The organism is Desulfovibrio sp. SGI.102 (assembly GCF_050314315.1).
Taxonomy (GTDB): domain Bacteria; phylum Desulfobacterota; class Desulfovibrionia; order Desulfovibrionales; family Desulfovibrionaceae; genus Desulfovibrio.
Map to the genome: position 1 here is coordinate 18,745 of NZ_JBNPNC010000029.1, position 14,901 is coordinate 33,645.

Sequence of the window (14,901 nt, forward strand, 5' to 3'; positions counted from 1 at the left end):
ATTTTTCCTGTTTATTTTTTGCAATACCAATGCAGGAATAAAGAGAAAACAGGAAAAAAACATCACTCTATCAGAAGACAGACTGTCATAAAAAATAATTTATGCAATCATGTGAAATGATTTTCTTATAAAATTTTTTTAAATATCTTATAAATTTCATCTATCGATTACAAATATTCATCTGTGATGGCGGGTACATCTTCGCGCCATCAGCCCCGTTTGCCCCTGCGGCCCGGCCATGGCAGGGCCCGATCCGCTCCTTCCGCAGCCGGGGATGGAGCAAGGGCACAAAAAAAGCGGGGAAGAGGCACAAGTCCTCTTCCCCGCCATGCGGACGCTTCGTCCTGCGGCCTAGTGGCAGCGGATGCCCGTCAGCAGATGGGCCATCTTTTCCTTCTTGGTGCGCAGGTAGGATTCGTTTTCGGGGCAGGCTTCGATCTCGATGGGCACGCGTTCCACGATCTCCATGCCGTAACCGGACAGACCCACGATCTTCTTGGGGTTGTTGGTCAGCAGGCGGATCTTGGTGATGCCGAGGTCCACGAGGATCTGGGCGCCGGTGCCGTAGTCGCGCAGGTCATCGGGGAAGCCCAGCTTGCGGTTGGCTTCCACGGTGTCGTAGCCCTCGTCCTGCAGGGCATAAGCGCGGATCTTGTTGGCCAGGCCGATGCCGCGGCCTTCCTGACGCATGTAGAGCAGCACGCCGCGGCCTTCCTTTTCGATCTGGCGCAGGGCGGCGGCCAGCTGGCCACGGCAGTCGCAGCGCAGGGAGCCCAGGGCGTCGCCGGTGAGGCACTGGCTGTGCACGCGCACCAGCACGGGTTCGGGCGTGGTGATGTCGCCCTTGACCAGGGCCAGATGGGTGCCGGGCTCGCGGTCGCTCTCGTAGGCGTAGACCGTGAAGTCACCGTACAGGCTGGGCAGGTGGGCCTTGGCATCGCATTTGACGGACACCTGGCCGCGACGCATGCGGTAGCAGATGAGGTCGCGCACGGAGGCGATCTTCAGGCCGTGCTCGGCGGCAAAGACTTCCAGGTCGGGCATGCGGGCCATGGTGCCGTCGTCCTTCATGATCTCGCAGATGACGGCGGCGGGCTTGAGACCGGCCAGACGGGCCAGGTCCACGCTGCCTTCGGTCTGGCCGGCGCGGGCCAGCACGCCGTCGGGACGGGCGCGCAGGGGGAAGACGTGACCGGGGGTCACCAGGTCGTCGGGACGGGCGCCGTCGGCCACGGCGGTCTTGATGGTGGTGGCGCGGTCGGCGGCGGAGATGCCGGTGGTGATGCCTTCGCGGGCCTCGATGGACACCGTGAAGTTGGTGCCGAAACGCGAGCCGTTATGTTTGGCCATCAGGGGCAGTTGCAGCTTGTCGGCCATTTCGCCGGACATGGGCAGGCAGATGAGACCACGGCCGAACTTGGCCATGAAATTGATGGCTTCAGGGGTCACGAATTCGGCGGCCATGGTCAGGTCGCCTTCGTTTTCCCTGTCCTCATCGTCCACAAGAATGATCATTTTGCCCTGCCGGATCTCGGCAATGGCTTCTTCAGTGCTGCACAGAGGCATGTCAATTCCTTGGCTTGTGCCGTACGGGACGGCGTTATCTTCGTTTGTGCCTAAAGGTAGGGCCGCTCTGCCGTCCTGTCAACGGGGGACGCGCTTTGGGGCCGGGCCGTGGCCGGGCATGCCCTCCGCAGGGAGCCCGAAGGCGGGCAGGGGCATCCGGCGGCCCGGAGCCGCGGCTAGCCCTCGTTGCGGGGCAGATCGCGCAGGGGCTGCCCCAGCAAAAAGGGCAGTTCGGCTGCCGTCAGCGCGCCGCGCTCCACACAGAGCTGGCGGAAGGCGGCGTCGTACCGCTCCATGGCCGCGGCGGCCTCACGGTCGCCCATGTCCAGCAGGACGAAGTACTGGCGCACGTCGCAGGCTTCCTCATGGGCCTGCACCAGCTCCTCCCACAAACGGCGCTGCGCGTCGGGCAGGGGCAGCAGGGCGATGGCCGCCCGGCGGTCCAGGGCCGGGACGTCCCGCAGCAGGGCCTCCAGCGGCCGGGTATCCTCGCAAAACAGCACGCCGCACTGCACGGGACGCCGCTCATAGATGGTACAGCCCGTGCCGGGCGCATAGGCCAGGCACTGCCACGGATGCGGGGCCTTGCCCGTACCGGCCAGTTTGATCATCTCGTTCTCCAGCTGGGCCAGGCCGCCGCCCATGCCGTCCTGCCGGGCCCACTGGCCGCGACGCAGGCAGACGAGCATCTCCGGCTTCAGGGCGCCCGAGGACAGCAGCGGGGCATCGTCCCGCAGCAGGCCGGGCCCGCCCAGTTCACAGCAACGGCCGCAACGGCGGCACACAGGCGCGTTATCCGGCATGGCTGCCTTCCTCCTTCTCATGCTCGGCGCGGGCGGCACGGTTGGCCTCGAAACGCTGTCCGAAGCGGCGGGTGAGCCAGCGCGAGAAGTCTTCCATATAAGCGTAATACACGGGCGTGATGTACAGGGTCACCAGCTGGGAGAAGCACAGGCCGCCCACCACCGCCAGGCCCAGGGGACGGCGGGCCTCGGCGCCGGCACCCATGCCGATGGCGATGGGCAGCGCACCCATGAGGGCCGCCATGGTGGTCATCATGATGGGACGGAAACGCACATGACAGCCTTCGGTGATGGCGTCCAGCGGCGTGCGCGAGGGGTCATGACGCTGGGCTTCCAGAGCGAAGTCCAGCATCATGATGGCGTTCTTCTTCACGATGCCCAGCAGCATGATGACGCCCACGAAGCCGTAGAGGTCCAGCGGCTGGCCGAATATCCAGAGGGTGAACAGGGCCCCGAAGCCCGCCGACGGCAGGCCGGAAAGGATGGTCAGCGGGTGGATGAAGCTCTCGTAGAGGATGCCCAGCACCAGATAGATGACCACGATGGCCAGCAGGAGCAGCCAGCCCATGCCCTTGAGCGAATCCTGGAAGGCCTGGGCCGTGCCCTGGGACTTGGCGCTCACCGAGTCGGGCAACAGCGGCAGGCTGACGCGTTCCACGGCGGCCACGCCTTCGCTCAGGGCCACGCCGGGACGCAGGTTGTACGAGATGGTCACGGCCGGGAACTGGCCGTCATGGTTCACGGCGATGGGGCCCACGCCGGGGCTCATCTTGGCCACGGTGGACAGAGGCACCAGCCCGCCGCTGGACGAGCGCACATACAGGCGCGTCAGGGCATCCGGGTTGCGCTGGAAGTCTTTGCGCACCTCCACGAAGACCGTGTAGTCGTTGGTGGGCGCGTAGATGGTGGAGACTTCGCGCGAGCCGTAGGCCGTCTGCAGGGCCAGCTCGATCTGCCCGGCGCTGATGCCCAGGGCCGAGGCGCGGTTACGGTCGATGGTCACCCGGATCTCGGGGTTCTTGAGCTGGAGGTCGCTGTTGACGTCCTGGATCTCCGGCACCTGGCGCAGGGCGGCCTCCACCTTCTGGGCACATTCGAAGAGCTCCTGCATATTGGTACCGGTGAGGGTGTACTGGTACAGGGCCTTGGTGGAACGCCCGCCGATGTTGATGGCCGGCGGCACGCGCAGGAAGACCTGCATGGCCGGCGAGGTGTTGAGCTCGCGGCGCAGGCGCTGCACCACGGTCTGGATGTCCGGACGCTCGCCGTGGGGCTTGAGGTGGATCATGAGCGTGCCGTTGCTCATGCTCTGGCTGCTGCCCACGATACCCACCACGGAATTGAAACGGTCCACATGCGGGTTGTTGCGCAGCACCTCGTCCAGCTTGTGCTGGGCCTTGACCATGCCTTCAAAGGAGATGCCCTGCTCCGCCTCGGTGGTGGCCACCACAAAGCCCATGTCTTCGCTGGGCAGAAAGCCCTTGGGCACGATGACGCCCAGCCAGCCGGTGGCCAGCAGCAAGAGGAGCGAGAAGATCAGCGTGGTGCGGCGATGCCGCAGCACCACATCCAGGGAGCGGGCGTACTTGTCGGCCAGCCATTCGAAGGCGCGCTCCAGCTTGCCGTAGATGCCCTCATAGCCCACGCGGTGCTTGCTGCCCGAATGGCGCAGGAAGTAGGCGCAGAGCATGGGGGTCAGGGTCAGGGAGACCACGCCCGAGAACAGGATGGCCGTGATGATGACCACGGCGAACTCGTAGAACAGACGGCCCACGATGCCGCCCATGAACAGTACCGGGATGAACACCGCCGCCAGGGAGACGGTCATGGAAAGGATGGTGAAGCCGATCTCGCCCGAGCCGTCATAGGCCGCCGTGAGCGGGTCCTTGCCCATCTCCTGGTGGCGGACGATGTTCTCCAGCATGACGATGGCGTCGTCCACCACAAAGCCCACGGCCAGGGTAAGGGCCATGAGCGACAGGTTGTCCAGGCTGAATCCCATGGCCAGCATCACCGCAAAGGTGGAGATGACCGACAGGGGCAGGGCCAGGCTGGGGATGATGGTGGCCGGCAGGTTGCGCAGGAACAGGAAGATGACCAGCACCACCAGGAAGACCGTCAGCACCAGGGTGAACTTCACCTCGGCCACGGACTCGCGGATGGATTCCGAACGGTCATAGAAGATCTCCAGCTTGACCGAGGGCGGCAGCTGGCGGGTCAGGCCGGGCAGCAGGGTCTTGATGTCGTCCACCACCTGCACGGTGTTGGCGCCGGGCTGGCGTTCCACGGCCAGCATGATACAGGGCTTGCCGTCATCCGCCCAGGAGAGCTGCTTGTCCTGCTCCACGCTGTCCACCACTTCGCCGATGTCCGAAAGGCGCACGGGCGCGCCGTTGCGGTAGGCCGCCACCACATCGCGGAAGGCTTCGGCGTCCTCCAGCTGGCCCGAGGCCTTGATGGCGCTGGCGCGCCGCTCCCCTTCCAGCGAACCCGTGGGCAGCTTGCTGTTGGCATTGCTCACGGCATCGGCCACCTCGTCGATGCCCAGCCCGCGGCTGGCCAGGGCGTCGGGGTCCACACGCACGCGCACGGCATACTTCTTCTGCCCGTAGATGACCACCTGGGCCACCCCTTTGACCATGGAAAGTCGCTGCCCCACCAGGGTATCGGCGTATTCGTTGAGCTCGTACAGCGGCAGGGTGGGAGAGCCCACGCGCAGATAGAGGATGGGATAGTCTGCCGGGTTGACCTTGCGGAAGCTGGGGTCATTGGTCATGTTGGTGGGCAGACGGCGCTGGGCCAGACCGATGGCGGCCTGCACGTCCAGGGCCGCGGCGTCGATATCACGGTCCAGGGCGAACTGGATGGTGATGCGTGTTCGGCCCGTGGCATTGACGGACGAGATGGAGTCGATGCCCGCGATGGTGAAGAATTCCTTTTCCAGCGGCGTGGCCACGGAAGCGGCCATGGTCTCCGGGTCAGCGCCGGAAAGGTCGGCGCTCACCTGGATGGTGGGAAAGTCCACGTTGGGCAACTGGTTGACCGGCAGGTTCACATAACTGGCAGCCCCGAAGAAGAGCATGCCCAGCATGATGAGTGCCGTGGCCACGGGTCGGCGGATGAAAAGGGCAGCGATATTCATACACTGCAGCATACCTGCCCGTCCCGCAGGACACAAGCGGGCGAGCCCCTGGCCCGCCCGCACAAATGTTGCGTCTGCAACGGTATTTTATTTGAGATTCAAGGGGATTATCCCCAAGAAGCAGCTCGGGAATTTTTTCTGTTAAAAACAGCCCGCCTGACGCAGGAAGAGGAAGGCCCCCAGCCCGATGCACAGGGCACCGATGACCTTGCGCAAAAACGGCGCCGACACGCGCTGGGCCATGGCGATGCCGCCCAGCAGGCCCACCACCTGCACGGCGCACAGGGCAGGCAGCAGCATCCAGTCCACATGGCCGCCCATCATGTTGCCCACGCTGCCGGAAAACGAGGTGGCGATCTGGTAGGGCATGGACAGGGCCACGGCATGGATGGGGGAATAGCCCACCAGCACCATCCAGGGGATGGAGGCCACAGGGCCGCCCGCACCGGTGAGCCCGGCCATGAAGCCCGTGGCGCCGCCGATGACCGCCCTGCCCTTCCAGCCCAGCCAGAAGGGGCTGCCCTTGCGGCCCGGTTTGGGCGGACGCAGGGTGCAGGCACCTGCAAAGACGATGATGACCGCCAGGATCATGACCAGCGGCCCGGCATCGATGCGGGCATTGACCAGCGCACCGGGCGCAGCACAGACGAAGCTGCCCAGGGCAAAGGGCACGGCCTCCATAAAACGGTAGTGCCCGTTCTTGTGATAGAGCCATGTCCCCACGAAGCCCGTGCCGATGAAGGAGGCCAGCGCCGTCCCCATGGCCGTGTGCGGCTCCAGACCGCTCATGAGGATGAGCACCGGCGGCACCAGGATGCCGCCCACCCCGGCCAGCCCCACAAGAAAGCCCACCAGCAGACATACCAGCAAAACAACGATCATCACGACCCCCGGATGTGCAAAAATCGATGCGGCACGCTGGCCGCACCTTCTATGCCTTATTCTCCTTTTTGGCCCTGCTGGCAAGATACGGCGCGAATGTTGCGCGGATGCGTCCCCAGCCTTCCCCGAGGCTCAAAATGCGTTGCATCCGTGCATCATAAAAAGGCAATAGATTCTTTTTACTGATAGTTTCCGCGTATCCCCGACAGAGCGCCCGCCCTGCAGGAGAGCACGGCAGGCGCGCCGTCCCGGCAAAGGGCATGAAAAAAGGCAGGGATCATACCCTGCCCGTATGGCTTTTGGGAAAAGCGTTCCCTGCCCCGCGGGGCTATGGCGCGCAAAGCCGGATCACTGCCATTCCGGGCCCTCCATGAGCCCGCAGGAACTCATGGCCGTGAACAGCACGATGCCCGCAGCCGTGGAAAGGTTGATGCTGCGCACGCTGTCCTTGAGCATGGGGATGCGTACCTTGTACGGGGAGCGCTTCAGGATCTCCGGCGGCAGGCCGCGCGTCTCGGGCCCGAAGACCAGGCAGTCGTCCGGCGCGAAGGCGAAGTGCTGCAAAGGCTCCCCGCCCCGGGCCGAGGTCAGCACACAGCGCGGCGGCGTACCGCCGTTCTCCGCCGTGGCCGCGGCCAGCCAGCTGTCCCAGTCCGGCCAGACATCCATGCACACATGCGGCCAGTAATCCAGCCCGGCACGCTTGAGGTAGCGGTCTTCCAGCTTGAAGCCCAGCGGCTCGATGAGGTTGAGGTGGATGCCCGTGGAGGCGCACAGGCGCGCGATGTTGCCGGTATTGGGCGGGATCTCCGGCTCGAACAAGACGATCTTCATAGGATGGCGTCCCTTGTTGATGACGACGGTAACTAAAGTGTGGCGGGAAGAGGGCTTTGAAGGGGACCTCTTCCTCGCGGCAGCGGTCTGCTGACGCTCCTCCCTGCCCGCCGGCCACGCGGAGGCGTCACGGGCATGGACAGAGATGCGGAGGCTCCCCCAAAACGAAGGGCCGTACCCGCTGGCGCCGGCCTTGCAGGCATGGGCAGCGGGCAGGGGACTCCCCTCCCCCAAAAACGATACGTACCGGCCGGGAGAAGCGTCCCGCCTAACCGGCGGTCCCCACCTGTCCGGTGATGCCCGGCACGGCCTGACAGCGCACGCGCATGTCGCGCGAGGCACGGCCGCTGTCGTCCAGCACGGCAAAGAGGTCGGCTTCCACCACCTCCACCCGGGCACCGGCCGCGTCATGGACGGCCAGCCGCTCTTCCAGCAGGGCCACGGCGCGTTCCTTCACGGTCTCCAGGGTGGCCGCACGCGGCAATTTTTCTTCCAGTTCCAGCGAGGGCACGCGCAGCAGGGCACGGCCGCTGTCGGCATAGACTTCCAGACCGGCGGTGGGCAGGGTCAGGGCCGCGCCCACGGCATTAGCCACCGGCGCATGGGGCGGACAGTCCACGGGCAGGGCCAGCCGTCCGGCCAGACGTTCGCGCAGACGCTCCGCCGGACCGCCCACCAGCCAGACCCGCTCCGGCGCGATGTCGCGCAGGCCGCGCAGGGCCGCCAGCGTGTAGACGGGGCGGGCATTGACGCCGTCCACCAGCTCGCGCACGGCCGCCGCCACCTGATCAAGGGCATCGGCCACGGCCCGGGCCGCCAGCTCTTCGGGCTCCATGCCGTGTTCCCCGGCCAGGGCCGCCACACCGCGCAGGGAGGCCGCCGCATCCCCGGAAAGATTGCCGGGCCGCTCCCGGTCACAGACGTTGAGGGCATCCAGCAGCGTGGGACGCGTGCCGCCGAACGCCATGGCCGGGCCTTCGCGCAGGGGACCGGTATGCACGCGGGCCTCCGCGCCCTGCCCTTCCACGCCCAGCAGGGAATCGCCGCCCACGCCGATGGACAGGGAGGCCAGCGAACGCACCAGCGTCCGGCGGCCGCGCACGCTCATGCCGTCACGGTCCACCACCGGCGAGCCCTGGGCGAACAGGGCCACGTCCGTGGTGGTGCCGCCCACGTCCAGCAATACGGAGCAGGCATCTTCCGCCACGGCGGGACACAGGGCCAGTATGCCCATGACGCTGGCCGCCGGGCCGGACAGGACGGACTGCACGGGTTCCTGCCGGGCCAGGGCCGCCGGGACGGCCCCGCCGTCGGCCTTGAGCAGACGCAGGGGGGCCCGGATGCCCGCTGCCTGCAGGCTCTGCTCCACGGCGGTCAAAAAGCCGTCCACGATGCGGGCCACGGCGGCATTGTAATAGGCCGTGGCGATGCGGCGCGGGAAATTGAGTTCGCCGGACAGGCTGTGCCCGCACACGGGCGTGAGCCCGGCAGCGCGCACCACGTCGGCCATGGCCAGCTCATGCGCGGCATTGCGGGGCGAGAACTTGCCCACGCAGGCCACGGCCCGCACGCCCTTCTTTTTCCAGGCGGCGCAGGCGTCGGCCAGAGGGCGGGTATCCAGCGGCGTCACTTCCACGCCGCGATGGTCCAGACCGCCGGGCAGGATGCAGACGTCGTCCCCGATGGCGAAACGGGCGGGCGCCAGACCAGGCCCGGCGTTCAGCGCCAGGGCCACGCGGTCGGCCCGGCCCTGCACCAGGGCGTTGACGGCCAGGGTGGTGCCCACGGTCACCCGGTCCGCGGCACGCAGGCGCGCCGGGCCCTCGGGGCCGAATTTTTCTTCCAGAGCCTTTTCCAGAGCGGCCAGTGCCGCACGCACCGAAGAGGGCAGATCTTCGTGGCAGGTGGGCGCCTTGGCCCCGGCCAGGATGCCTTCCGGCCCGCAAAGCACGGCATCGGTATGCGTGCCGCCCGCATCGATCCCCAGAAACGTCTGCGCTGTCATGCTGCCTCCACAGGCATCGCTGCCTGAAATGTTTGTCTGCTGGGTTGTAAACTTTCGTCCCGCCACTGACAAGCAAGGCCCGTCCACTGCCCTGACGGGGGGAATCCCCGGCCCGGCATACGGGGAGGGGCCGGAAAGACCGCCGGAGGATGCCCAACTGCCGCCGGGATGCAGGAAAGCGGCCCGGGATGCCCCGCCGGAAGGGTGCCGGAGCTCTCCTCTCTGCGGCACGGCAGCCCGCGCCCGGTAGCGGGCTCCCGCCTCTTCCCGTTGCGGGCAGCGCATCTTCCTGCCCGCGGACGCTTGCCATACGCGGCGCTTTCCAGTAAATTTTTACCCTTCGGACAGGCCCCGCCGCGCGCGGAAGATCCGGCCTGGCCAATATCGCGGAATATATTGAGGAATGTATCATGCAAACGACCGATTTCATCTGGTTTGACGGCAAAATGGTCCCCTGGGCCGACGCCCAGGTTCACGTTCTCACCCATGCCCTGCATTACGGCAGCGCCGTTTTCGAAGGCATCCGCGCCTATGCCTGTGCTGACGGCACTTCCGCCGTTTTCCGCCTGAAGGAACACAGCCAGCGCCTACTCAATTCCGCGAAGATCCTGCGTCTGAACATTCCCTACACCGTCGACGAGATCAGCCAGGGCATCCTGGACACCCTGAAGGCCAACAAGATGAAGGAAGGCTACATCCGTCCCCTGTCCTTCGTGGGTGATGGCGAAATGGGCGTCTACCCCGGCAACAACAAGGTCCACACCATCATCGCCGTGTGGCCCTGGGGCGCCTACCTCGGCCCCGAAGCCCTGGAAATGGGCATCCGCGCCAAGACCAGCTCCTTCGCCCGCATGCACGTCAACACCCTGATGAGCAAGGCCAAGGCCGCCGGCAACTACGTGAACTCCATCCTGGCCAAGATCGAAGCCAAGGAAGACGGCTACGACGAAGCCGTGATGCTGGACACCAACGGTTTCGTTTCCGAAGCCACCGGTGAAAACATCTTCATCGTGCGTGACGGCATCATCAAGACCACGCCCTGGACCTCCATCCTGGGCGGCATCACCCGTGACTCCGTCATGAAGGTGGCCCGCGACCTGGGCTACACCGTGGAAGAACAGCAGTTCACCCGCGACGAGCTGTACATCGCCGACGAAGCCTTCTTCACCGGTACCGCCGCCGAGATCACGCCCATCCGCGAAGTGGACAACCGCACCATCGGCGCCGGCCATGCCGGTCCTGTGACCAAGCACCTGCAGAAGGAATACTTCGGCGTGGTCAAGGGCCAGAACGCCAAGTACGCCGACTGGCTGAGCCACTACACGTTCTAGCACTCTCTTCCGGCGCGCCTGTAACCTTCAGGGGGACAGGCGCGCCCTGCCGTTTTTTTCATGAAGCACCTCTCCCTCGCCGCAAAATACCGCCCCCAGACCTTTGCCCAGGTCGCCGGACAGGACATGGTCAAGGCCGTGCTCTCCCGTGCCGCCGCCGAAGACCGGGTCGCCGCCGCCTATCTGCTCAGCGGCACGCGCGGCGTGGGCAAGACCACCATCGCCCGCATCTTCGCCAAGGCCCTCAACTGCCGCCATGCGCCGGGCCCCGAGCCCTGCAACCAGTGCGACCAGTGCCGCAAGATCACCCAGGGCAGCCATGTGGACGTCACCGAGATCGACGGCGCCTCCAACAACAGTGTGGAAGACGCCCGCGCCCTGCGCGAGAACATCGGCTACGCCCCCATGGAGGGCCGCTACAAGGTCTTCATCATCGACGAAGCCCACATGCTCTCGCGCAGCGCCTTCAATGCCCTGCTCAAGACGCTGGAGGAGCCGCCTGCGCGCGTGGTCTTCATCTTCGCCACCACCGAGGCGCACAAGTTCCCCATCACCATCGTCAGCCGCTGCCAGCATTTCGTCTTCCGCCATCTGGGCGAGGACGCCCTCGTGCAGCACCTTTCCCAGGTCCTGAACAAGGAGAACGTCCCCTTCGAGGAAGGCGCCGTGCGCCTCATCGCGCGCCGGGCCGCGGGCAGCGTGCGCGACAGCATGTCCCTTTTGGACCAGACCCTGGCCCTGGGCGGCGACAACCTCACCAGCGCCGTGACCCGCGAAGTGCTGGGCCTGGCCGGACAGGAACTGTTCGCCGACCTCTTCGACGCCCTCCATGCCCGGGACTGCGCCGCCGTCTCCCAGCTGTGCGCCAGCCTGTTCCGCCAGGGGGTGGACATCGGATTTTTCGTGCGCGAGCTGGCCGGACATCTGCGCGACCTGTTCCTGCTGCGGCAGGGCGGCGAGGCCGTGGCGCCCACTTTGGGCCTGCCCGGCGAGGAGATCCTTTTCTGGCAGGGCCTGGCCCCGCGCTTCTCCGCCGGTCACCTGCACGCGGCCTGGCAGATGGTACTGGACGCCCAGCGCGGCATCGTGCAGAATCCCGAGCCGGCCGCAGCCCTGGAGTTGTTGCTGCTCAACCTGGCCCTGCTGCCGCAGCTGCTGCCTTTGGAGCGCATGGACAGCGTCCCGGCACCGTCCGCGCCCGTACAGGGGCATCCCGCTCACGACAGGCAGGAAGGCAGCCCCCTCCCGCCCCGGGACATGGGCCATGCCGCACCTGTCCGGGCCCCGGCGACCCGCGCCCGTGAACACGGGACCCCGGCGGAAAAGAGCGCCGCTGCCGGCAGCAGCGAACCCGCTCCCGAGCCTGCGCCCTCCCGGCAGCCCGGAAGTTGCGCCCGGCCCCAGCAGGAAATGCCCGCGGGACAGACAGCCCGTCCCGCGCGGGTGACGGAAACCTCGGCCCCGAAAACCGCCCAGCCCCGACCCGAGGCCCCGGAACATCCGGAGCATGTGGGGCCCAGCGAAGCGGGCATGATCGAAGCTGACGACATCCCGGCCGCCGCACCGGTGGAACCTGCCCGGCCCGCAGCTCCGGCCGCCCCTGTGGCATCGGCAGCACCTGCCGTGGAGACGCGTCCGGCAGCCCCTGCGGCTGCGGAAGGCTTCCGTCCCGACTGGCAGGCCTTTTGTGATTTCTGTGCCCAGCGTCTGGAAAAGGGCGAGGCCGCGCCGCAGCTCCATCTGCTGCGCCAGTTGCGCGCCAGCTGGGAAGCGGACTGCCTGCGCCTGACTCCGCGGGCCGAGACCCTGCTGCATCAGACCGAGAAGCAGCGGCCCCAGCTGGAACAGGCCCTGGCGGCCTGGGGCGCCGGGCATCTGCGCCTGGAGTTCGTGGCCCCGCGTCAGGCCCGTACCGAGGCGGAACTGATAGAAGAATTTCGGAACAGGCCCGAGATGCAGGCCTGCCTCCGTCTGCTCAACGCCAATATCGAACATTGTACTGAATCCAACCAAGGAGATACCCATGCGTAACATGAACGATATCCTGCGCCAGGCGCAGGTCATGCAGAACAAGCTGGCCAAGCTGCAGAACGAACTCAACGAACGCACCTACGAAGCCAGCAGCGGCGGCGGCATGGTCAAGGCCATGGTCTCCGGCAAGCAGGAACTGCGCGGCCTCACCATCGACCCCAAGGCCCTGGAAGGCGGCGACGTGGAAATGCTGCAGGACCTCATCATGGCTGCCGTCAATGAAGCCGGCCGCATCGCCCGCGAGACCCTGGACCGCGAGATGAGCGCCATCTCCGGCGGCATCCGCCTTCCCGGCGTGTTCTAGGCCATGCACAGCCAGATTCCCGAACCGCTGCGCGCCTTGGTGGAACAGCTGGCGCGCCTGCCCGGGCTTGGCCCCAAGTCGGCCATGCGCGTGGCCATGACCCTGCTCAAGTGGCCCGAGGCCGAGACCCGGCGCCTGGGCAAGGGCATCCACGACCTGCGGGACAATCTGCACCTGTGTTCGCGCTGCGGCGGCCTTTCGGCCACCGATCCCTGTGACATCTGCAAGGACGAGAACCGCTCCCGGGACACGCTCTGCCTGGTCAACGAGTGGGACAGCATGCTGACCCTGGACGAAGGCGGCTTCTATCACGGCCAGTACATGATCCTCGGCGGCCTGCTGGCCCCGCTGGCCAACATGGACAGCGACAGCCTCGACCTCGACCGCCTCATCTCCCGGCTGGAGGAAGGCGAGATCCACGAGCTCATCCTGGCCCTGGGGGCCACCATCGATGCGGAGAACACGGCGTCGTTCATCAGGAACCTCGTCCGCAAGCGTTTCCCGCACATCAGGGTGTCGCGTCTGGCCCAGGGCATCCCCCTGGGCGCGGAGGTCAAATACATGGACCGGGAGACATTGCGCCAGTCCCTGCAATACCGGCAGGATATCTAGCGCGTCCCGGCAATTTCCAGACGGGAAAGGGAGCCTTGCCCAAGGCGCCCTTTCTTTTTTTCATGCCCGGGAACGGCGGCGGCCCGTCCGCCCCTGTCCCGGCACGGGGATCTTCCCGCAGGGACGGCCAGCGCCGTCCCCTCCTTCCCGCACATACCGGGAAGGCGTCTTCATCACGCCGTCATGTACGCATGTCCGGCGGCTGCCGTTCCGGGGGGCGCGGCAGGCCGCAGGGATGCCGTTTTGCGGTGTGTTCCGTGGACCTTTCGCCTTACAGCCCCCCGCCGGTCATACCGACGGCCCCGGATGCCACGCCCGGCCTTTTGCCGAGAGTTTTGGCAACGGGCACGGCCTGCGGCCGCCATCCGGTCGCGCGTTGCTGTCGATGCCCGTAGTGGCCTCGCGGCCAACGGGCACGGCCTTCGGCCGCCTTTCGGTCGCGCGTTGCTGTCGATGCCCGTAATGGCCATCCGTCGCCAACGGGCACGGCCTGCGGCCGCCTTTCGGTCGCGCGTTGCTGCAACAGCGCGTGACACATCGGGCCCGGTCTGACCAACCAGAAGGAGAATGTTCCATGGAAGCACTTTTTGGTCATCCCATCCTGCAGTCCCTGCTTGCCGGTATCCTTTCCTGGATCTCGGTCAGTCTGGGGGCCAGTGCCATCTTCCTGCGCCGCGAGTTTTCCCGTCTGGCCATGGACTGCATGCTGGGGGCCGCCGGCGGCATGATGCTGGGCGCGGCCTTCCTGGGCCTGCTGCAGCCCGCGGCCGAGATGGCCTCCCATATGGGCCGCCTGCATTTCATCCCCATCGTCTGCGGCCTCATGGCCGGTGCCGCCTTCCTCATGGGCCTTGACCATCTCCTGCCCCATCTGCACATCCGCCAGAAGCAGCAGGAGGGCCTTTCCACCAGCTGGCGCCGCAGCGTCCTGCTGGTCACGGCCATGGCCCTGCACCACATCCCCGAAGGCCTGACCATGGGCGTGGGGTACGGCGCCGTGGCCGCGGGCAGCACCCTGCCCTCGGGCGTGGCCCTGGAGATGAGCTCCGCTTTCATGGTCACCGGTACCACCCTGCTCCAGAACCTGCCCGAAGGCCTGGTGGTGGCCACGGCCCTGAGGGCCGAAGGTTTCTCGGCCAAACGGTCCTGGCTGTGCGGCGTCTTTTCCGGCTGTACGGCCCCCATCGGCGCCATCCTCGGTGCCGTCGCCTCCCAGGTGGCGGGCAGCCTGCTGCCCTTTGCCCTGGCTGCGGCGGCAGGCGCCATGGTCTATGTGGTCATCGAAGAAGTCATCCCCGAAGCCAATGCCTCCGGCAACGGCAACGCCGCCACGGTGGCCTGCATCGGCGGTCTCTGCCTGGTCATGAGCTTCTCCAGCCTGGTGGGCTAGG

General features: G+C 66.4%; 11 protein-coding genes. 5 read left to right on the forward strand and 6 right to left on the reverse strand.

Going from position 1 to position 14,901, the window contains the following annotated elements; translation table 11 throughout:
- Positions 1–351: 351 nt before the first annotated feature.
- The 6 genes from ACQRCJ_RS07780 to ACQRCJ_RS07805 form a co-directional block, all read right to left on the reverse strand.
- A complete protein-coding gene (locus ACQRCJ_RS07780) occupies positions 352–1,566 on the reverse strand; it encodes a bifunctional 3,4-dihydroxy-2-butanone-4-phosphate synthase/GTP cyclohydrolase II (RefSeq protein WP_204625544.1) in 1,215 nt (404 codons plus the stop codon).
- 176 nt (positions 1,567–1,742) lie between these two features.
- Positions 1,743–2,369, reverse strand: a complete 627-nt coding sequence (locus ACQRCJ_RS07785; RefSeq protein WP_168936087.1) for a YkgJ family cysteine cluster protein — start codon at positions 2,367–2,369, stop codon at positions 1,743–1,745.
- Positions 2,359–5,511: an efflux RND transporter permease subunit gene (locus tag ACQRCJ_RS07790; RefSeq protein WP_427799592.1), complete on the reverse strand. Its 3,153-nt coding sequence runs from the start codon at positions 5,509–5,511 to the stop codon at positions 2,359–2,361. The genes ACQRCJ_RS07785 and ACQRCJ_RS07790 overlap by 11 nt, the downstream gene beginning before the upstream one ends.
- A 141-nt stretch (positions 5,512–5,652) precedes the next feature.
- Complete coding sequence (locus tag ACQRCJ_RS07795) at positions 5,653–6,393, reverse strand: sulfite exporter TauE/SafE family protein (RefSeq protein WP_006007943.1); 741 nt, start codon at positions 6,391–6,393, stop codon at positions 5,653–5,655.
- 348 nt (positions 6,394–6,741) lie between these two features.
- Positions 6,742–7,227 carry a tRNA (cytidine(34)-2'-O)-methyltransferase gene (locus tag ACQRCJ_RS07800; RefSeq protein WP_297139011.1) on the reverse strand — a complete coding sequence of 162 codons (486 nt, stop codon included), beginning with the start codon at positions 7,225–7,227 and terminating at the stop codon, positions 6,742–6,744.
- Between the two features lie 268 nt (positions 7,228–7,495).
- On the reverse strand, positions 7,496–9,232 hold the full coding sequence (locus tag ACQRCJ_RS07805) for a hydantoinase/oxoprolinase family protein (protein WP_419521758.1): 1,737 nt from the start codon (positions 9,230–9,232) through the stop codon (positions 7,496–7,498).
- A 410-nt stretch (positions 9,233–9,642) separates the two neighbouring features.
- Here ACQRCJ_RS07805 and ACQRCJ_RS07810 point away from each other — a divergent pair, with 410 nt between their 5' ends.
- The 5 genes from ACQRCJ_RS07810 to ACQRCJ_RS07830 all read left to right on the forward strand — a co-directional run bounded on the left by ACQRCJ_RS07810 (position 9,643) and on the right by ACQRCJ_RS07830 (position 14,900).
- The gene (locus ACQRCJ_RS07810) at positions 9,643–10,563 is read left to right on the forward strand and encodes a branched-chain amino acid transaminase (protein ID WP_006007938.1); all 921 of its coding nucleotides are present in this window, start codon (positions 9,643–9,645) and stop codon (positions 10,561–10,563) included.
- A gap of 60 nt (positions 10,564–10,623) precedes the next feature.
- On the forward strand, positions 10,624–12,594 hold the full coding sequence (gene dnaX, locus ACQRCJ_RS07815; protein ID WP_427799593.1) for a DNA polymerase III subunit gamma/tau: 1,971 nt from the start codon (positions 10,624–10,626) through the stop codon (positions 12,592–12,594).
- A complete protein-coding gene (locus ACQRCJ_RS07820; RefSeq protein ID WP_427799594.1) occupies positions 12,587–12,898 on the forward strand; it encodes a YbaB/EbfC family nucleoid-associated protein in 312 nt (103 codons plus the stop codon). Before dnaX ends, ACQRCJ_RS07820 begins: the two co-directional genes overlap by 8 nt.
- A gap of 3 nt (positions 12,899–12,901) precedes the next feature.
- Complete coding sequence (gene recR / locus ACQRCJ_RS07825) at positions 12,902–13,510, forward strand: recombination mediator RecR (protein ID WP_168936081.1); 609 nt, start codon at positions 12,902–12,904, stop codon at positions 13,508–13,510.
- A gap of 574 nt (positions 13,511–14,084) precedes the next feature.
- On the forward strand, positions 14,085–14,900 hold the full coding sequence (locus tag ACQRCJ_RS07830) for a ZIP family metal transporter (RefSeq protein WP_168936080.1): 816 nt from the start codon (positions 14,085–14,087) through the stop codon (positions 14,898–14,900).
- The last annotated feature ends 1 nt before the right edge of the window (position 14,901 follow it).